The organism is Paenibacillus terreus (genome assembly GCF_042138595.1).
Lineage (GTDB): Bacteria > Bacillota > Bacilli > Paenibacillales > Paenibacillaceae > Paenibacillus > Paenibacillus terreus.
Genome location: NZ_JBHIRX010000024.1, coordinates 76,638 through 94,594, shown reverse-complemented (window position 1 = coordinate 94,594; position 17,957 = coordinate 76,638). Strand labels below are relative to the sequence as shown.

General features: G+C 51.1%; 17 protein-coding genes and 1 tRNA gene. 16 read left to right on the top strand and 2 right to left on the bottom strand.

Going from position 1 to position 17,957, the window contains the following annotated elements; translation table 11 throughout:
- Position 1 precedes the first annotated feature (1 nt).
- The 9 genes from ACE5KN_RS28175 (at position 2) to yajC (ending at position 8,060) form a co-directional block, all read left to right on the top strand.
- A tRNA-Pro gene (locus tag ACE5KN_RS28175) sits at positions 2-75 on the top strand.
- 240 nt (positions 76-315) lie between these two features.
- Positions 316-1,011: a BofC C-terminal domain-containing protein gene (locus tag ACE5KN_RS28170; RefSeq protein ID WP_375527288.1), complete on the top strand. Its 696-nt coding sequence runs from the start codon at positions 316-318 to the stop codon at positions 1,009-1,011.
- A 148-nt stretch (positions 1,012-1,159) separates the two neighbouring features.
- On the top strand, positions 1,160-1,663 hold the full coding sequence (gene ruvC / locus ACE5KN_RS28165) for a crossover junction endodeoxyribonuclease RuvC (RefSeq protein WP_375527289.1): 504 nt from the start codon (positions 1,160-1,162) through the stop codon (positions 1,661-1,663).
- Positions 1,660-2,277, top strand: a complete 618-nt coding sequence (gene ruvA / locus ACE5KN_RS28160) for a Holliday junction branch migration protein RuvA (RefSeq protein WP_375527290.1) — start codon at positions 1,660-1,662, stop codon at positions 2,275-2,277. The genes ruvC and ruvA overlap by 4 nt, the downstream gene beginning before the upstream one ends.
- Before the next feature lie 36 nt (positions 2,278-2,313).
- A complete protein-coding gene (gene ruvB, locus ACE5KN_RS28155; protein WP_375527291.1) occupies positions 2,314-3,318 on the top strand; it encodes a Holliday junction branch migration DNA helicase RuvB in 1,005 nt (334 codons plus the stop codon).
- 88 nt (positions 3,319-3,406) lie between these two features.
- Positions 3,407-5,482 carry a SpoIID/LytB domain-containing protein gene (locus tag ACE5KN_RS28150; protein ID WP_375527292.1) on the top strand — a complete coding sequence of 692 codons (2,076 nt, stop codon included), beginning with the start codon at positions 3,407-3,409 and terminating at the stop codon, positions 5,480-5,482.
- A gap of 7 nt (positions 5,483-5,489) precedes the next feature.
- Complete coding sequence (queA, locus tag ACE5KN_RS28145) at positions 5,490-6,518, top strand: tRNA preQ1(34) S-adenosylmethionine ribosyltransferase-isomerase QueA (protein WP_375527293.1); 1,029 nt, start codon at positions 5,490-5,492, stop codon at positions 6,516-6,518.
- Positions 6,519-6,544: 26 nt separating this feature from the next.
- Complete coding sequence (gene tgt / locus ACE5KN_RS28140) at positions 6,545-7,684, top strand: tRNA guanosine(34) transglycosylase Tgt (RefSeq protein ID WP_375527294.1); 1,140 nt, start codon at positions 6,545-6,547, stop codon at positions 7,682-7,684.
- A gap of 49 nt (positions 7,685-7,733) precedes the next feature.
- Positions 7,734-8,060, top strand: a complete 327-nt coding sequence (yajC, locus tag ACE5KN_RS28135) for a preprotein translocase subunit YajC (RefSeq protein WP_375527295.1) — start codon at positions 7,734-7,736, stop codon at positions 8,058-8,060.
- 75 nt (positions 8,061-8,135) lie between these two features.
- Here yajC and ACE5KN_RS28130 read toward each other — a convergent pair whose 3' ends face one another.
- Positions 8,136-8,528, bottom strand: coding sequence for a TIGR04086 family membrane protein (locus ACE5KN_RS28130; RefSeq protein WP_375527296.1), 393 nt, complete (start codon positions 8,526-8,528; stop codon positions 8,136-8,138).
- Between the two features lie 201 nt (positions 8,529-8,729).
- On the opposite strand from ACE5KN_RS28130, the gene ACE5KN_RS28125 reads away from it, so the two are divergent.
- Positions 8,730-9,473, top strand: coding sequence for a YetF domain-containing protein (locus ACE5KN_RS28125; RefSeq protein ID WP_375527297.1), 744 nt, complete (start codon positions 8,730-8,732; stop codon positions 9,471-9,473).
- A gap of 22 nt (positions 9,474-9,495) precedes the next feature.
- Here the strand turns inward: ACE5KN_RS28125 and spoVB are convergent, their stop codons facing one another.
- Positions 9,496-11,064 (bottom strand): stage V sporulation protein B, encoded by a 1,569-nt coding sequence (gene spoVB / locus ACE5KN_RS28120; RefSeq protein WP_375527298.1) that lies wholly within the window; start codon positions 11,062-11,064, stop codon positions 9,496-9,498.
- Positions 11,065-11,309: 245 nt separating this feature from the next.
- On the opposite strand from spoVB, the gene ACE5KN_RS28115 reads away from it, so the two are divergent.
- From ACE5KN_RS28115 to ACE5KN_RS28090, 6 genes are all read left to right on the top strand, one after another.
- Complete coding sequence (locus ACE5KN_RS28115) at positions 11,310-11,567, top strand: post-transcriptional regulator (RefSeq protein WP_375527299.1); 258 nt, start codon at positions 11,310-11,312, stop codon at positions 11,565-11,567.
- Between the two features lie 91 nt (positions 11,568-11,658).
- Positions 11,659-12,909 (top strand): protein translocase subunit SecD, encoded by a 1,251-nt coding sequence (gene secD / locus ACE5KN_RS28110; protein WP_375527300.1) that lies wholly within the window; start codon positions 11,659-11,661, stop codon positions 12,907-12,909.
- The gene (gene secF, locus ACE5KN_RS28105; RefSeq protein ID WP_375527301.1) at positions 12,899-13,810 is read left to right on the top strand and encodes a protein translocase subunit SecF; all 912 of its coding nucleotides are present in this window, start codon (positions 12,899-12,901) and stop codon (positions 13,808-13,810) included. Before secD ends, secF begins: the two co-directional genes overlap by 11 nt.
- 94 nt (positions 13,811-13,904) lie before the next feature.
- On the top strand, positions 13,905-14,858 hold the full coding sequence (locus ACE5KN_RS28100; protein ID WP_375527302.1) for a cation diffusion facilitator family transporter: 954 nt from the start codon (positions 13,905-13,907) through the stop codon (positions 14,856-14,858).
- Positions 14,859-14,894: 36 nt separating this feature from the next.
- The gene (gene recJ, locus ACE5KN_RS28095; RefSeq protein ID WP_375527303.1) at positions 14,895-17,294 is read left to right on the top strand and encodes a single-stranded-DNA-specific exonuclease RecJ; all 2,400 of its coding nucleotides are present in this window, start codon (positions 14,895-14,897) and stop codon (positions 17,292-17,294) included.
- Positions 17,295-17,389: 95 nt separating this feature from the next.
- A complete protein-coding gene (locus tag ACE5KN_RS28090) occupies positions 17,390-17,902 on the top strand; it encodes an adenine phosphoribosyltransferase (protein ID WP_375527304.1) in 513 nt (170 codons plus the stop codon).
- Positions 17,903-17,957 lie beyond the last annotated feature (55 nt).

Here is a 17,957-nt window from a genome sequence, read left to right as displayed (position 1 = left end):
ACGGGACGTAGCTCAGCTTGGTAGAGCACCTGGTTTGGGACCAGGGGGTCGCATGTTCAAATCGTGTCGTCCCGATTCATAAATAAAAAAGAAATCCGTCAAGGTGTTTGACGGGTTTCTTTTTTTGTTAAGATTTCAAGAAGTATAAACTTCCTGGCACAAGCTTCCTGAAATCGCAAGAAAACTACCGCTAAACGTGGTCTGGCTTCTTTGAATGTACGTTGACAGACATTTTTCTTATCGTCTTTTTTAAAACGTATAAAGTCAGGTTCCCCCGGTCACACTAACACAAAAAGTGGGATAGAAGGGATTCATGTGAACCGACTCAAACTGAAAAAACAGTTCAGACGCCGATGGAGACAATGGAGAAGAGCATTGTGGGCTTTCTTTGTGGCGGGCGCTGCAGCTTTTGCTTTTTATACGGTTATACTGTCTGATAATCTTGAGGATCTTCTGACAGGTGAGGGGCCAGCAGCGATGGAAGCCATGGGGCAAGTCGAAGAGAGAGACTTCAAGAATGAGCTTTCCCAGCAGCAGCAGAAGTTTATTGAAACGGTGCGGAATACCGGCTTAAGCCGGGAAGTTCATATGCTTACCAACTATGTCTGCGGGACGGAAACTTCGTTGCTTGGCATGTATCAGGCTGAGGATCTGGCCTCTCTGCTGATACAGCATCCGGATTGGAGCGGCCGTTTGAACGCGAAGGGTGAAGCGTGGCTGGAACGGGAGGTTGCAGATCTGTCCCCTGTATGCAAAGAAAATTCGTATATGGGCATTGGCTCCGGGGGGCAGTTAACTCTGTTTGAAGGCCCGCCGCAAAAGGAAAAGGTGATTCGTACCTTTTTCCAGCTCGATATAGGAAGCATGGAAACATCTTTGCCGGAGGGTGTTTTTCAGCAGCTGCGTGACGGAATCCGGATTCAGGATATTGAGGAGTATAACAGTGTGATTTCAACCTTCAGCGATTATGCGGTGGAGCAGACACGTAAAGTGATGGGTCAGGAATACTAAAAAATTCACACTCAGGAGAGACGCGGGAAGGCGTCTCTTTTTTGCTGTGTTCAGAAAGAGGAAAGTTTTTCGCCTGTAGGCAGAAACATTTGTTATAATGGAGTGAACAATACATATGTTCGCTTTTATACACAGGGGAGAGATGGTTTTGCGCATTTTGGGAATCGATCCGGGGATTGCGATCGTAGGCTTCGGATTTGTCGATAAACAGGGCAGCAAGGTGGTCCCGGTTCAGTACGGATGTATCCAGACGGAAGCCCATACGCCAGAGGAAGAACGTTTGCTGCAAGTCTATGAAGGCATGAAGCAGCTGATTGATAAATACAAACCCGATGCTGTTGCATTGGAAAAGCTTTTTTTCAACCGGAATGTCACCACCGCAATGACTGTCAGCCAAGCGCGCGGGGTGCTTGTGCTTGCTGCCGTTCAGAGCGGTCTCCCGGTTGCCGAATACACGCCGATGCAGGTCAAGCAGGCCATCGTAGGTTATGGCAAAGCAGAGAAGCAGCAGGTCCAGGAGATGGTTCGCATGTTCCTGAAGCTGCAGGCTGTGCCCAAGCCGGATGATGTGGCCGATGCTTTGGCCGTGGCGATATGTCACGCGCATTCTTATACTTTAAATTCCAAATTGAATGAGGTTTTGCGGAGATGATTGACTTTTTACGGGGACATGTTGCCCATCTGGAGAATGAATATATCGTACTGGACGTGCAGGGGGTCGGATACCGTGTGTTCTGTCCCAATCCCTATGCCCTTGCCAAAGCTGAAGGAGCTGTGACGGTGTATACACACCATCACGTAAGGGAAGACGCGATTCTGCTGTTCGGTTTTCCTACCCGTGAAGAGCAGCAGCTGTTCCGGAAGCTGATTGAGGTATCGGGAATCGGGCCAAAGGTTGCATTGGGCATATTGGGAGGCGGAACACCAGCGCATGTTGTATCCGCTATTTATCAGGAGAATATTACTTTCCTGACGAAGCTGCCGGGAATCGGTAAAAAGACGGCGCAGCGCATGATTTTGGATCTTAAGGACAAGCTGGACGGCATTGGCTCGGCTGCCATGGCCACCGGTTTGTTTGCACCGCCGCCGTCTGCGGATGAAGGGGAAGGCTCGTACTGGAGCGAAGCCCGTGAGGCTCTGAAGGCGTTGGGTTATACGGATGCCGAATTGGACAAAGCATGGGCCAGGATGAAGAAAGATACTTCGCCGGACGACTCTGTAGACATCCTGATGAAACGGGCGCTGCAGATGCTGTTCGCAGGTTAGTCGGCAAGACTGACAGCAGAATAGGAGCGATGCCATATGGAAGACCGGATTATTTCGGCAAATTTAATGATGGAAGACCAGGCGGTGGAGCTGAGTTTGCGTCCCCGCTTTTTGAATGAATATATCGGACAGAACAAGGTAAAAGAAAATCTCAAAATCTATATCGAAGCGGCCAAAATGCGAAATGAAGCGCTCGATCATGTGCTCTTGTACGGTCCGCCGGGACTGGGGAAAACGACGCTGGCTAACATTATCGCCAATGAATTGGGCGTGAATTTGCGGACGACATCGGGTCCAGCCATTGAACGTCCGGGCGATCTGGCCGCGCTGCTCACCAACCTTCAGGAAGGTGATGTCCTCTTTATCGACGAGATTCATCGGCTGCATCGAACCGTTGAGGAGGTAATGTATCCGGCCATGGAGGACTTTGCCCTGGACATTATGATTGGTAAAGGCCCCAGCGCACGTTCTGTCAGACTGGATCTGCCTCCCTTTACTTTGATAGGGGCAACGACGAGGGCAGGACTGCTGTCGGCTCCGCTGCGCGACAGATTTGGCGTAATCAGCCGTTTGGAGTTCTATACGACGGACGAGCTTGCTTTTATTGTTTCGCGCGGAGCCGATATTCTCGGCATCGAAATTGTTGGCAATGCCGCCGAAGAAATTGCCCTGCGTTCGCGCGGAACACCGCGGATTGCCAACAGGCTGCTTAAGCGGGTCAGGGATTTTGCGCAGGTACAGGGGGACGGGGTGATCACCCAGACTCTTGCCGAAGAAGCGCTCCAGCGGCTGCAGATCGATCCGCGCGGGATGGATGAGATTGACCATAAAATGCTGAAAGCGATGATCCTGAATTTTCGCGGAGGTCCTGTAGGGCTTGATACCATTGCGGCAACCATAGGGGAGGAAAGCCAGACCATCGAAGATGTATACGAGCCCTATTTGCTGCAGATCGGCATGCTGCAAAGGACGCCGCGCGGAAGGGTTGCTACACCGGCGGCCTACGCTCATTTGGGGCTTCCTATGCCCGAAGGGAACTGATCCTGTTTTTGAAAGATAAGGTATAAAGGGATCTAAGGGCGAAGCCGATAAAAAGCGGTATGCAATGTGTGGGGAGGATACGGTGAAAATGAATAGATGGATGCGTTATATCGTTCTTGGGGCAGCTGTATTTATGTCCACAGGCAGCTTGTATAATCCGGCTTATGGGGACACCTCACAGGATTCCATACGGGTTGCCTTGTTTGCCGATCTTGGGAGCACCTATAAATCAACTGTACCTGCTGTTACATTGAAATCGGATGGCGACTGGAGCGCGGGAGAGGGAACAGGCGAGGATTACCGGGCATGGGTTCATCTTTCGTCAGGACAATCTGTTCGCTTCAGCGTCGATGGCTTTCGGGTAAAGGTCATGGAAACGGGGGATTATCAGGCGGCAGCAGCTGCCGCAAAGGTCCTGCAGGGTACGAGTGACAAGCCGATTCTATTTACTGATTCAAAAAACGGAAGAAAGGTCTATCAGCTCTACACTGGCATGTATGCCAGCGCAGCGGCGGCTCAGACGGCCGTAACCAGAGTAGGGGCGTCCGCTGCTGCCCAGTTAGGAGGTCAAACACCGACGGCCGTGGGCAATTTTCATTTATCGGCAGGCACATTCGCTGATGAGCAGGAGGCGGGCCGGGTCAGAGACGATATCCAATCAGCCGGATTTGATGCGTATACAGTGCTGCTCTCAAGGGGGGATTATGCCGTTTGGGTCGGTGAGGCTGTATCCGCCAGCCAACTTGCCGGTATCCGTAAGGCAGTAACCGGAGCTCTGCCGGACATGATCTTGTCGGAGGCGGACTTATCGGAGCCTGCTCTCATCATCCGTCAGGATGCAGGTACGGAGGGGGGCAATGCGAAGGGTGTGCGCCATTATGTGCTGAGCGGTCCGGATAACGGAAAAGTTATGATTCATGGTGATGGAGCAGCAATACAGGTTGCCGAGAGATCACAGCGTACATACCGCGGCGATTTTGAAATCAGCAAACAATCCGGGCAGCTGGCACTGGTGAATGAACTGCCTGTAGATCAATATCTGTATTCCGTAGTTGGGGCGGAGGTCTATGCATCCTGGCCGAAAGAAGCCCTGAAGGCGCAGGCGGTAGCTGCACGCAGTTACGCGCTCTTTCAAAGCAACAAATTTAAAATAGCGGATGTTGTGGATACAACGCTCAGTCAGGCTTATAACGGAATAGCCAGCGAGAATGAGAAGGTAAGCGACGCTGTGGATGCCACCTCCGGAGAAGTATTGATGAACGGAGGCGAAGTAGTTGAAGCTGTTTTTTCTGCCAACGCCGGTGGTACCACTGCCGATCCCTCGGAAGTATGGAATGGGGGAGGTTCAGTGTTTGCCAGTGTGGACAGTCCCGGGGATGAGAGCGCCCAGGAAGGAAGCAAGATGTGGTATCATGTGCTGCTGGACAATGGCAAAACAGGCTATGTCAGGGAGGACAACGTAAAGGAGATTGAAGATACTACACAGGCCGGGCTGGCTAAAATGACCGTAACGTCCGACAGCACCAATGTGCGGCCAATCCCGCAAATTCAGTCGGATGTAGCCGTTGTGGCCCAGATGAATCCCGGGGATAAAGCTGTCGTGCTTGGCAAGGTGCCAGAGTCCGGAAGCTACGCCTGGGTAAGAGGGCCGTTTACGTCGGACCAGCTGCTCAAATCCATGCAGGGCAAAATTACCGGAACGCTTCCAGAAGAAATTCAGCATTTGGACGTAACGGAGCGGGGGCCTTCCGGCAGAGTGATGGAAGTGGAAGCGAATGGAAAGCCTCTGGACGTAAAATATCCGGATATGTACCGTTCGGCAATGGGCAGTTTGCCAAGTACAAAGTTTGATATTAGCGGAACAGGCAGTTATACTGTATTAGGCGCTGACGGGGAAACGAGCCACATCAGCGGTGCTGCGGGAGCTGAGCTGATTTCCGGCAGCGGAGAGAGCGCCTGGTCCGGCAGCGGCATGGTTGTGATGAACGGGTCCCATGAAGCCCGTGTGATAGACAAGGAGCAGCGCTTCATCTTTACCGGCCAGGGCAACGGGCATGGTCTTGGGCTGTCCCAATGGGGAGCCAAGGGGATGGCGGATGAAGGGTATGATTATAAGGAAATTTTGCAACACTACTACCAGAATGTTTCTATAGTTAAGGAATGAAGACATAATGGATGTAAACTTATATGATTTTCATTTGCCGGAGGAACTGATTGCGCAGACACCGCTCAAGGAGCGGAGCTCCTCCAGGCTGTTGACGTTAAACAAACAAAGCGGTGCAATCGGGCATCATACGTTCAAGGATATTGTGAACTTTCTGAATCCGGGAGATACCCTGGTGTTGAATGATACAAGGGTTATCCCTGCCCGCCTTTTTGGGGTCAAGGAGGACACAGGTGCAAAGGCTGAAGTGCTGCTGCTCAAGAACCTGGAGGGTGACAGGTGGGAAGCGCTCGTGAAGCCGGGCAAAAAGCTGAAGAAGGGCACTGTGATCCTTTTTGGCGATGAATTAAAGGCTCGGATTGAAGAAGAAGGCGATATGGGCGCGAGAATTATTTCTTTTGCTTATCAGGGCGTGTTTCAGGAGATTTTGGACCGGCTTGGGCAAATGCCGTTGCCGCCATATATCCGTGAGAAGCTGGATGACAAGGAACGCTATCAGACTGTGTATGCGAAGCACGAAGGCTCTGCCGCTGCTCCAACCGCAGGATTGCATTTTACGGAAGAGCTGCTGGACGAAATCCGCAGCCGCGGGGTGTCCATCGCGTTTGTCACGCTTCATGTCGGTTTGGGTACCTTCCGTCCCGTGTCTGTAGAGGTAGTGGAAGAGCATGAAATGCATGAAGAATATTATTCCTTGTCCAGGGAAACGGCCGAGCTGTTGAATGAAACAAAGGCACGGGGCGGCCGGATCGTAGCGGTAGGAACGACCAGCTGCAGAACGCTTGAGACGGTGGGAACCGCGTGCGCAGGTGGTCCGCTTAAAGAAATGAGTGGCTGGACCAATATTTTCATGTATCCGGGCTATGAATTTAAAGTCGTCGATGCGCTGATCACGAACTTTCATTTGCCAAAGTCCACACTCGTAATGCTGGTTAGCGCTCTTGCCGGGCGCGAGCATATCATGACGGCCTATCAGGAGGCGATTGACCGTAAATACCGGTTTTTCAGCTTTGGAGACGCCATGTTTATTTATTAATGATAATCCTAGAGGAGTATATATAAATGTCACCTGCAATTACTTATGAACATATCAAAACGTGCAAACAGTCCGGAGCAAGGCTTGGAAGAGTTCATACGCCGCACGGTGTGATCGAGACTCCGGCCTTTATGCCGGTGGGAACACAGGCCACAGTCAAGACAATGAGCCCAGAAGAGCTGAAAGAGATGGATGCCCAGATTATTCTGAGCAATACGTACCATCTCTTCCTTCGACCGGGCCATGACATCGTCAGGGAAGCCGGCGGACTGCATAAATTCATGAACTGGGACCGTCCGATCCTGACGGACAGCGGCGGCTTCCAGGTATTCTCGTTAAGTGAAATGCGTAAAATTACCGAGGAAGGCGTTGAATTCCGCTCCCATCTGAACGGGGATAAGAAGTTTCTTTCCCCGGAGGTTGCCATGGAAATTCAAAATGCGCTCGGCTCGGATATTATGATGGCATTCGATGAATGCCCTCCATATCCTGCGGATTACGACTATGTAAAAAGATCGCTGGAACGCACGAGCCGGTGGGCGGAACGATGCCTTCAAAGCCATGCCCGTCCCCATGACCAGGGGCTGTTTGCGATTGTTCAGGGCGGCATGTATGCAGACCTGAGAAAGCAAAGTGCGGCCGATTTGACTTCCATGGATTTCCCGGGGTATGCTATTGGTGGACTGAGCGTAGGCGAACCGAAGCATATGATGTATGAAATGCTGGAATCTACCGTGCCGCTGCTTCCTTCAGGCAAGCCTCGCTACCTGATGGGGGTGGGATCGCCTGATGCGCTGATTGAAGGCGCTATCCGCGGTGTGGATATGTTCGACTGCGTGCTTCCAACCCGTATTGCCCGTAACGGCACGACAATGACAAGCCAGGGACGTCTCGTGGTGCGGAATGCCCAGTATATGCGTGACTTCGGCCCCTTGGATCCCGCCTGTGACTGCTATACGTGCAGAAACTACTCGCGCGCTTATTTGCGTCATTTGATCAAAGCTGACGAAACCTTCGGACTTCGTCTGACCACTTATCACAACCTGTATTTTCTGCTGAACCTGATGCGCAATGTAAGACAGGCCATCATGGAGGACAGGTTGCTGGACTTCAGGGACGAATTTTTCGAGCAGTACGGTCTTCATGATAATGAAAAAGGATTTTAAACAAACCATGCAAAGATGCTTTAAGTCTTGAAAGGGGGGAAAATATAATATGTTGAATTTTGCAACAGCGGCTGCCGGTGGTGGGACCAATGGCCTCTTGGGCATGGTACTGCCGTTTGTTCTGATGTTTGCTATTTTCTACTTCCTGCTTATCCGACCACAGCAAAAGAAACAGAAGCAGCGCAATGCCATGCTGAGTGCTTTGAAAAAAGGAGATAAGGTCGTCACCATCGGGGGACTTCATGGAACCATTGTAGAGATTACAGACGATATTGCCGTTCTGCGCGTGAACGACGTTACCAAGCTGACCTTCGACCGAAGCGCCATCAGCTCAGCAACGGTTGTAAACGAGAAAGCAAGCGAAGCAAGCAAATAACCAGATCATAGAAAAAACCGAGCTCTTCTTGGGGAGAGTCCGGTTTTTTTGTTTCAACTATGAAACAAGATCTATTCAGGATGTTTTACTCAGGTTGATGCCCAGCATTCCTCCAAAAGCGCCAAGGATAAAGGCTGCGGATAAGTGCAACAGATCCTGTACATTTACACGCGAATCCAAGGCCAAGAAGCCGATGATCAGAACGGCTATCCCGTAAACCACCCCCGTTAGTCCACCTTGGTACCAGCCTTTTTTTCCGGATTTTTTGCCTGAAACAAAACCGCCTGCCAGCATGGAGATGCCATGAATAATGTAGGTGAAAAGGGATAAGTCCTGCTCCTGCATGCCAGTGAGCCATAGCAGCAAGGACAGCACAAGCGCCCCGACCATCATCCACACAAAGGCATGGAACAGACCGGATAAAAGGGGGCTTGATACACGATTGGACCAACGGCGGATCAAATCCATTTTACTGACCTCCTCCGAAAATATCATATATCCCATTCTATGGCCGGGCAGCAGCAGATAGTACAAGCTGTGCTCTTTCCGTCGCTACTTTTTCCATTAATTAAAAATCAGATTTTCCGTATGCGACGGCATAGTCAGGGTGAGAATACCAGTACGCGTTCTGATCTCCCGAGTGGGGCACACAGGAGGATGAGATTTGCTATGGACCAAGTTGGAATGCATATTTTTCGTACGGTGCTGATGTATGTAGTCCTGTATGTGATTATGCGGATCATGGGCAAACGGGAAATTGGCAAGCTGTCCCTGTTTGATCTGATTATTTCTATCATGATGGCGGAAATTGCCGTTTTTTCGCTGGAGGATATCCAGCGTCCTCTTTATAATGCGTTTGTCCCTCTGGCTACGCTTCTGATTCTCCAGATCAGCATAGCTTATATTGGTCTCAAAAACCGCGGCATACGGCTGTTGTTTGACGGAAAACCTGCGGTAATCATAGCCGGAGGCGAGCTGGATCGCGAGATGATGGCAAAGCAGCGCTATAATCTGGATGATTTGATGCTTCAGCTAAGGGAACAAAATATAGCCAGTATATCGGATGTCGATTATGCGATTCTGGAGACGAGCGGCAAGCTTGCGGTGATCCCGAAAATAAACGGCTATGGTGATACGGACAGCTCACAGGGCGCAGCCCGTTCATCTGATGGCAGGGGCGGTTCATCTCCCATCAGGAAGGAGCTTGAGAAGTTCAAATATGAAGGGCTACCTGTTCCGCTCATTATGGACGGAAAAGTACAGGACGCCAATCTTGAAAAGATAAACAAGACCAGATTCTGGCTGAAAAATCAAATTCAGCTTCAAGGACATAACGACTTTAAGGACATTTTTCTGTGTACTCTGGATCACAACGGCAAGCTGTATGTCAGTGCGGGGAACAAAAGGGAATAGCCTCTATTGTCGGATATTCCTCTCAGGTTCTGAACCATCTCCGCACAATAGGAATGCGGTGCAGCTGATCCCAACGGATCATGCCTGTACAAGACATAAACACCAGGTACAGCACCATTCCGATCAGAGACGAACTGATAAACTGCAGCCAAAGCGAGCCGTTGAAAGGGAGATGGTTGTAGGCATACAGCACGCCTCCTCCCATCAAAAGCATCCCTGCAACCGTTTTGAACCAGTCTCCCGGCTTCATCTGATAGCCGAGCAGCCTGCTTACACTGTATCCGTGCAGCAGGGTCACAATCATGCTGTTTACGCATATGGCGGCCACGCCTCCATAGATTCCGTATTCGGGGCGGGAGGCGAGGGCGATGATCAATGCTATTTTAATAATAGCGCCTACTGCAGTATTCATGAGTGCCTGACCGGGACGATTAAGCGCCTGCAGGGCAGCCTGCAGAGGGGACTGAATATAGATGAACAGGGCAAATGGAGCCATGAGCTTCAGCATTCCCGCGGCTTCTGTGCTGTTGTACAGCAGCATACATATCGGCTCGGCAAGCACGTACATTAATACGGCAAACGGAGCGCCGGCAACAAGCGAGAGCTGGAGAGACTGGTTCAGCCTGCTGTGGACGGTTGTCCAGTGCCCTCCAGCAGCAGCTTCCGTCAGGGAGGGAACGAGCGAAATGGCCAGAGATGTGGTCAAGGCGCCGGGCAGGAGCAGTACCGGGATGATCATGCCCTGCAGAGCGCCATACTGGGCAGTTGCCACGGCGGTTGCAATTCCTGCTGCCGCAAGACTGCGCATCAGCACGATGGACTCAAGCAGGTAGGAAAATGAACCGACCAGCCTGCTTGCAGTCACCGGAATGGATAGGGACAGCAAAGGTCTAAGTATTTTTCCTTTCCCGGCATCGCTTCCCTTCAGCTGAACATCTCCATGTTCTGCAGGAGGATCTTTATGATGCCTGGCGTACTGCCACAGCAACACGAACATGCCGATCAGTTCCCCGACCATTGCACCGAGCATGGCGCCAGCCGCAGCAAATTCGATTCCCTTGGGCAGCAGCAGATAAGAAAACCAGATGACGCAAATAATGCGGATGATGGTTTCGGCTATGGAAGATGCCGCGGATGGGATCATGTTTTGTTTCCCTTGAAAGTACCCGCGGTAAACGGAGGATACCGCCACAATAACAATCATGGGCGTCATACTGACAAAAGTGTGATACACACGGTTATCCGTAAGAATATGGTTTGTAATCCAGGGCGCGAAGACAAGGCAGAGTACGAGAAATAACGTGCCCAGGGAAACCGTGAATTGGAGTGAAGTATGCAGGATTTGTCTTGAGCGCTCCGGGCGCCCCTCCGTCTCGGCTTCAGCAACCAGCTTGGCGACAGCCAAAGGGATACCGCCGGTGATGAGCGTGACGATGACGATGAAAAACGGATATCCCTGCTGGTACAATCCGACGCCTTCCGGACCGATGATCCGGGGAAGCACAATGCGCGGAACGAAGCCTAGCAGCCGGTTGATGATGCCTGCGGCAAGCAGTATGATGGCTCCTTGAATAAATGTTTGTTTTCTCAACCGCAACTCCCTCTTCCGTCAGATTTGGGCTGGACCTGCTTACAGCATGTAGTAAATGGATATGCCTAACCTGTCCCCTTTCATGACAAGCCTGTGAATATCCTGAATGGTAAATTAAGAAAGGCAGGCAATAGGAGTTGACGTAATGGCGGATTACATTTATTGTTTGCATGTACGGTTTAAGTTTGCCGGAAGACTGGGAATGCGAAGAATCCTTTAACTAGGAAGGCTCGGGAGGTTAGGTCATGGGCATGGAAGAGCTGGATGAACATTATCTGGAAGAAGCCGTTGAGATGCTTTGCCGCAGCAAGGCAGAAGAGCTTAGAATGGTTGGCTACGAGCATGTAACCAGCAAGGATGTCTGGGACTGTGTGAGCAGTAAATACGAGAAAGAAGGAATTCCCCATTTGCACAAGCTTGTGAACGACATTCTTTCGCTGAAAGCGACCAGTTTCATGAACTATTTAACGATGTCCGCACTCCGGGGATCCACTTTCGAATAGGAAGGGGGTCTTTTTTGTGGTCAAATTGACTGCATTTGCTGAGGTGCTATAATAGGAATATTGAGAATTTGAAAGGGGATCATGGGACGGCATGAAGAGAGTGTTAAGTTTCATCCTGGTCGTGCTCATAACTGCTGGGGTTATGATCGGGACAAGCCCGGCCTTATTGCAGAGTTTAAAATTGGGCCTCGACTTAAAGGGAGGCTTTGAAGTTTTATACGAAGCTAAACCCATGCAGGGAGGACAAGCAGTCACCAGAGAATCGCTTATACAGACTGCCAAAAGTCTTGAGGCGAGAATCAATGCCATGGGAACCAGCGAGCCTGAAGTAACAACGGAAGGGACTAACCGGATCCGTGTACGGATTGCTGGTGTGACCAATGAAGCGGAAATGCGTGAAATGCTGAAGAAACCGGCTCAATTGACTTTCCGCAGTGCGGCTGAGGGGGATAAGCCGGGAACTTACAGCAAAATTGAGCTGCGCGGTGAGGATTTTGTAGAAAATGGCGCTTCTGTTGTATCCAATTCATTGAATCAGCCTGAAATCAGCATTAAAGTGAAGGACAGTGCCAAATTTGCTGAGATAACCAAGCGGTTAACCGGCAAAGTGCTGGCCATTTATCTTGATGAGGAATTGCTGTCAGATCCAGAGGTAAGACAGCAGCTGACAGACGGCAACGCTTCGATTACCGGTAGTTATACTCGTGAAGAAGCAAACCGGATTGCTGATACCATTAATCTGGGTGCACTGCCGCTCAGCCTTACAGAGAAATATTCGCAGAGCGTCGGCGCCACATTGGGGCAATTATCCTTGCATCAGACGATTGTTGCGGGTCTGATCGCATCGGTTATTATTTTGCTGTTTATGATTCTGATGTATCGTGTTCCGGGTCTGATTGCCAGCTTCTGTCTGATTTTGCATACTTGGCTGGTGCTTGCTATCTTCTATCTCGGAGATTTCGTACTGACACTGCCGGGGATCGCCGCCTTTGTACTCGGGATCGGCATGGCGGTCGATGCGAACATCATTACTTATGAACGGATCAAAGAGGAAATTCTTAGCGGCAAATCCATTCGCTCTTCCATGGTTGCAGGGGGCAAGAACTCCTTCCGTACCGTAATGGACGCGAATATTACGACGATTATCGCAGGGCTTGTCATGTTTGCGCTGGGTACGGGCTCCGTCAGAGGTTTTGCCCTGGTGCTGATTGTGGACATTGTCGTAAGTATCCTGACCAACGTGTTCTTCTCACGTTTCCTGCTCAATCTCCTGATCAAGGCTGATGTGATTAAGAAGCCTAAGTATTTCGGTGTAAAGGAGAGTGAGATTCGTGCGCTTTAATTGGGATTGGGATTATATGAAGGTCAGCAAGTATTTTTATGGATTCTCGATTGCGCTGGCCATCGTAGGAATTATATGCATTTCCATTTTCGGACTTAATTACGGCGTCGATTTCCGTTCCGGGTCCAATATCGACGTGAATCTGACCAAGCCGGTTACCCAGGCACAGATTCAATCCTTGCTGGATTCCCAGGGGATTGGAAAAGACGCCGATTACACGCCGGGCAATGAACGTTTCGGCATTCGTTTCTCCGAAGTGCTGACCGATCAGCAGGTCAATGAATTGAAATCCACCTTTAACTCGAAGCTGGATCAAGGGGCTTCCTTCGAGGTCAATACCGTGGATACGGAAATGGCCAAAGAACTGGAGCGCAACGCCATTTACGCAGTCTTGATTGCCTGTGTGGCGATCGCCATCTTTGTCTCCATCCGTTTCGAATGGCGGTTTGCCATTGCGGCGATTGTATCGCTGCTGCATGACGCGATTCTGGTCATCGCTATCTTTGCCATTTTCCGGTTGGAGATCGACCTGACCTTTATTACCGCGATTTTGACGATTGTTGGTTTCTCGATCAACGACACGATTGTTATATTTGACCGTATCCGTGAAAATCTGCGCTTTGCCAAGAAAAAATCCAAGGCTGATCTGGCACAGGTAGTCAACCACAGCATTGCTCAAACGATGACACGCTCCCTGGCTACAGTCTTTACGGTTTTCATTGCATCGGTATGTTTGCTGATCTTCGGCGGTGCTTCCATCCGGATGTTCTCGCTCTCTATGGTTATCGGTCTGCTGTTCGGGGCGTATTCATCCATCTTTATCGCTGCGCCGTTGTGGCTTGGCTTGAAAGCCAAGCAGAAGCCACCCGTAGCCAAAGCGGCAAAGCCGGCCAATCCATAAATGTAACTGAGCACAGGAAGCCGCGTCTGGCAGGGCGCGGTTTTCTAGTCCGTTCGTTTGTCCAAGGTAAGCACAGGAATGAGGGGGAACTGTTGTGAAAAGCGAACGTAGCCGGTCATCGGAGACGGCGGCGTGGACAGGGATCGCCGGTGACCTGATATTGGCTCTGATAAAAGGCGCTGCAGGGTACGTTTCGGGCAGTAAGGCATTGATGGGGGACGGGCTGTATGCTGCATCGGATGCGGCGGCGGCCCTTGCCCGACGTTTGAATGCCGGGAAGTCCGGATACCGCGGAGATAGAAGAAGCAATAATATTAATCCAGGGACACGGCCGGCAATCTCTGTATTGTTTGCCGTTCTGTTGTTAATGACTGGACTGGAGCTGGCCAGTACGGCCGTCCGATCCCTGATTGCGGATGAGCCTTCCGTGCCGGGGATTTATGCTTTGATTGCTGCATTAGCCGCACTAGTCTTAAAGGAAGCTCTCTTTCAATTTCAATACAGATTCGCCAAGAAAAAAGGCGAAGCGGAAGTCAACGTGCATATCAATGAACATCGTTTCTCTTTATACTCATCTTTAACGGCGCTGCTTGGCATGATCGGAGCCATGGCCGGCCAGGCATTCGGCCTGGATTTCCTTCTTTATCTGGATCCGGTTGCCGGTCTGCTGATTGCCTGCCTTGTGCTGCGCAAAGGTTATTCCCTGATTGTACAATCCGTTCACGGTCCCCTTGTGGAGGAGCTCCGTGAAGAGGATGTCCGTCCATATATGGAGACGGTACAGAGGGTACGTGGTATAGTTACCATAGAAAGCCTGAAGGCATTGGAGCATGACGATACTGTATCCATTGATGCTTTTATCAGCGTGAGTCCCCGCATTACGGTGCAGGAGGCACAGGAAATTGCGGACCGGGCCAAGACGCTGCTGATGACCCGTTTTGCCCGGGTGACGGACGTCAAAATCCAGTTTAGCCCGTATCAATCGGTCTACCCGTACAAGACGAATCATGAACTGCCGGAGAATGAAGTTTCACCACTCATTCAGTGAGTGAAGCAGACGGCATGGAAAGTAAGGTGAAATCCATTGCTTCAATCGCAGTACCGTTGGAGAATTGCGGAGCCGGATCCTGCTGTCAGGGACGAACTGGCCCGTGAACTGCAAATTTCTCCCCTGCTGGCTTCGCTGCTGGCTAACCGGGGAATAGATATGCCCGAATCGGCACACCGTTTTTTGCATGGACGGGATGAATCGATGCATGATCCGTTTTTGCTGCTGGGCATGGACCGGGCGATCCCCCGTATACGGGAGGCTCTTGAGCGTAATGAACATATATTAATATATGGGGATTATGATGCGGACGGCGTATCCAGTACGGCATTTATGATTCATTTGATGAGACGTTTGGGGGCTTCATATGACATTTATATCCCTCATCGCTCCAATGAAGGGTACGGTCTGCATAATCATGCCCTGGACTGGGCTTACCAGCAGGGTGTTAGCCTCGTTATTACTGTAGATACCGGAATCAGCGCGGTGGAGCAAATTGCTCATGCGGCGGCGCTTGGGATGGATGTAATTGTGACAGACCACCACGAGCCACCGGCTGTTCTGCCGGAAGCCTATGCGCTCATTAACCCGAAGATTCCCGGATGCCCGTATCCATTTAAGGGGCTTGCCGGGGTAGGGGTGGCTCTCAAGCTGGCACAGGCCTTACTGGGTGAAGTTCCTGCCCATTGGTTTGAGATTGCGGCTATTGGAACGGTGGCGGATCTGATGCCCCTGCATGATGAGAACAGGGTCATCGTCCGCCGTGGCATCGAATCGATGAGAGCCTCCGCTTTTCCAGGCATTGAAGCGCTGCTGCAAATCAGCGGGGTAGATATGGCAGCTGTCAGCTCTATCAATATCGCCTTCGCACTGGCGCCCCGCATTAATGCGAGCGGACGGCTGGATCACGCCGGAAGAGCCGTGGCGCTCCTGACTACCGAGGATGCGGGTGAAGCGGACAAGCTTGCCCACGAGCTGGATCTGTTGAACAAGGAACGCCAGCAAGTGGTAAACGATATCGTGAGCCAGGCCATTGAAATGCTGGAAGCCAAAATCAACGGCTCCGCTCTGCCTTCGGTCATTGTCATTGCAGGAGAAGGCTGGAATGTGGGGGTTGTCGGCATCGTGGCTTCCAAGCTGCTGGAGCGTTATTATCGTCCGACGGTTATTTTGGGCATAGATCCGGAGACCGGAAATTGCAAAGGCTCTGCCCGCTCGATCCCCGGGCTTGATATCTATGAAGCTCTGACTGATTGTCAAGATCTGATGGATCACTATGGCGGGCATCCGTCAGCCGCGGGGATGAGTCTGCATCGTGACGGGCTGGAGCAGTTTGAACTAAGATTACAGCGCTTTGCGAATGCCCGTTTGCTGCCCGAGCATTTCATTCCGGTTGCCGAGGTTGATGCGGAATGCAGACTGAGTGAGCTGAACGTTGGTGTTGCAGAGCAGCTTGAGCTGCTGCAGCCATTTGGGATGGCCAATCCCTCTCCCCGCCTGGTGCTGCGTAAACTGCGGCTTCGTGAGGCCCGGAAAATGGGCAAGGAAAAAACCCATCTGAAGCTGGCAATGGAGCAGGACGGCTCCACGCTGGATGTTGTTGCCTTCGGGCGTGGTGAGCTTGCGGACTTTCTGCAGCCAGGCTCCTTCATGGATGTGCTGGGGGAATTGTCCATCAACGAGTGGAACGGCAAACGTTCGCTGCAGCTTATGCTGCAGGATCTCCAGGTAACGGCGCCACAGGTGTTTGATTTCCGTGGGGAAGCGGATCCGTCCGGACTTATGGAACGCTGTATACGCATCTTTCATCAGGACAGTACAGACCGCGCGCCTGTGGCTGCCGTTGTTGGTCCCTCTTCGCCTTTTCGCAAAATAAGCTCATTGAATGATGAGCGGATTTGGGTATATGATAAGAATGCCGGCATTCTGCCGGAGAAAGAATCGGCAGATCCGGTGGTTAAGGATACTGTGCGAACTTTGTTTCTGCTTGATCTTCCGGAAACCAGGGAACAGTTTAATGCCCTGTGGACGATATTTCCCAAGGTGGAGAATATCGTTCTCATGCATGCCAAGAATGGCTACCATGGCCGGCTGGAAGCGCCCGACCGTGAGCAATTCAAGCGCATATACGTGCTTCTGAGAAAACTGGGACCGGGCCCGCATGATGAAAAAACGATTCTTCCTGCATTAAGCCGGCAGTGCTCGGTTTCTGTAAGAATGATGTCCAAGGTGCTGGATGTGTTTGAAGAGCTCGGCTTTGTACATAGAGAGGACGGGAAATTAAGCTGTGTCTCTAATCCGCCCAAAAAAGAGCTGACTTCTTCGCACCGGTTTCATGAATTGAATGAAGCCGCCGAGATGGAACGTTATCTGCTGGATGAGGGAACCCCCCAACTGACCAACTGGATGATGTCCAGGCTGAAAGGGGCATCCTGAACAGAATCGCGTCTTTTTGTCTCATAAACAATGATATTGCTGCATGCTTCAGCTTTATTTAATAAGATTTCTATTTTCAGGTAGGAGGACCTATTTTGGACTATAAACAGTATATTCGTGTTATTCCTGATTTCCCGCAGCCGGGCATCAGCTTCAAGGACATTACAACATTGTTGAACCGGGGAGACATTTACCGTCAGGCAATTGACGAGCTGAAAGCCATGGTAGCGGATTTAAAGATTGATCTGATTGCCGGACCTGAAGCGAGAGGTTTTGTGATAGGCGCTCCTTTGGCTTATGCTTTGGGCGTGGGCTTTGTTCCCATTCGCAAAAGCGGAAAGCTGCCGGGAGAGACGGTTGAAGTCGGTTATGACCTGGAATACGGAACAGATAAGCTGGCCATGCATAAGGATGCCGTCAAGCCAGGACAAAATGTGCTGATCGCGGATGATCTGCTGGCTACAGGCGGGACCATCTCCACCTCCGTCAATCTGGTCCGCCAACTGGGCGGCAATGTGGCAGGTGCTGCCTTCCTGATCGAGCTGGCCGAGCTGAATGGGCGCGCCAAGCTTCCTGATGTGGACGTATTTTCACTGGTAACTTATTAAAAATGAATGAGTTCCTCATGGTGAAGGCGATTTACCTTCCCCGCTTTTCCCGGGA

Excerpts from the sequence above, each read along its gene's own strand:
- ruvA (WP_375527290.1), top strand. The coding sequence starts at position 1,660 with ATGATTGACTTTTTACGGGGACATGTTGCCCATCTGGAGAATGAATAT.
- ruvB (WP_375527291.1), top strand. The coding sequence starts at position 2,314 with ATGGAAGACCGGATTATTTCGGCAAATTTAATGATGGAAGACCAGGCG.
- ACE5KN_RS28150 (WP_375527292.1), top strand. The coding sequence starts at position 3,407 with ATGAATAGATGGATGCGTTATATCGTTCTTGGGGCAGCTGTATTTATG.
- queA (WP_375527293.1), top strand. The coding sequence starts at position 5,490 with ATGGATGTAAACTTATATGATTTTCATTTGCCGGAGGAACTGATTGCG.
- tgt (WP_375527294.1), top strand. The coding sequence starts at position 6,545 with ATGTCACCTGCAATTACTTATGAACATATCAAAACGTGCAAACAGTCC.
- yajC (WP_375527295.1), top strand. The coding sequence starts at position 7,734 with ATGTTGAATTTTGCAACAGCGGCTGCCGGTGGTGGGACCAATGGCCTC.
- ACE5KN_RS28130 (WP_375527296.1), bottom strand. The coding sequence starts at position 8,528 with ATGGATTTGATCCGCCGTTGGTCCAATCGTGTATCAAGCCCCCTTTTA.
- ACE5KN_RS28125 (WP_375527297.1), top strand. The coding sequence starts at position 8,730 with ATGGACCAAGTTGGAATGCATATTTTTCGTACGGTGCTGATGTATGTA.
- ACE5KN_RS28115 (WP_375527299.1), top strand. The coding sequence starts at position 11,310 with ATGGGCATGGAAGAGCTGGATGAACATTATCTGGAAGAAGCCGTTGAG.
- secD (WP_375527300.1), top strand. The coding sequence starts at position 11,659 with ATGAAGAGAGTGTTAAGTTTCATCCTGGTCGTGCTCATAACTGCTGGG.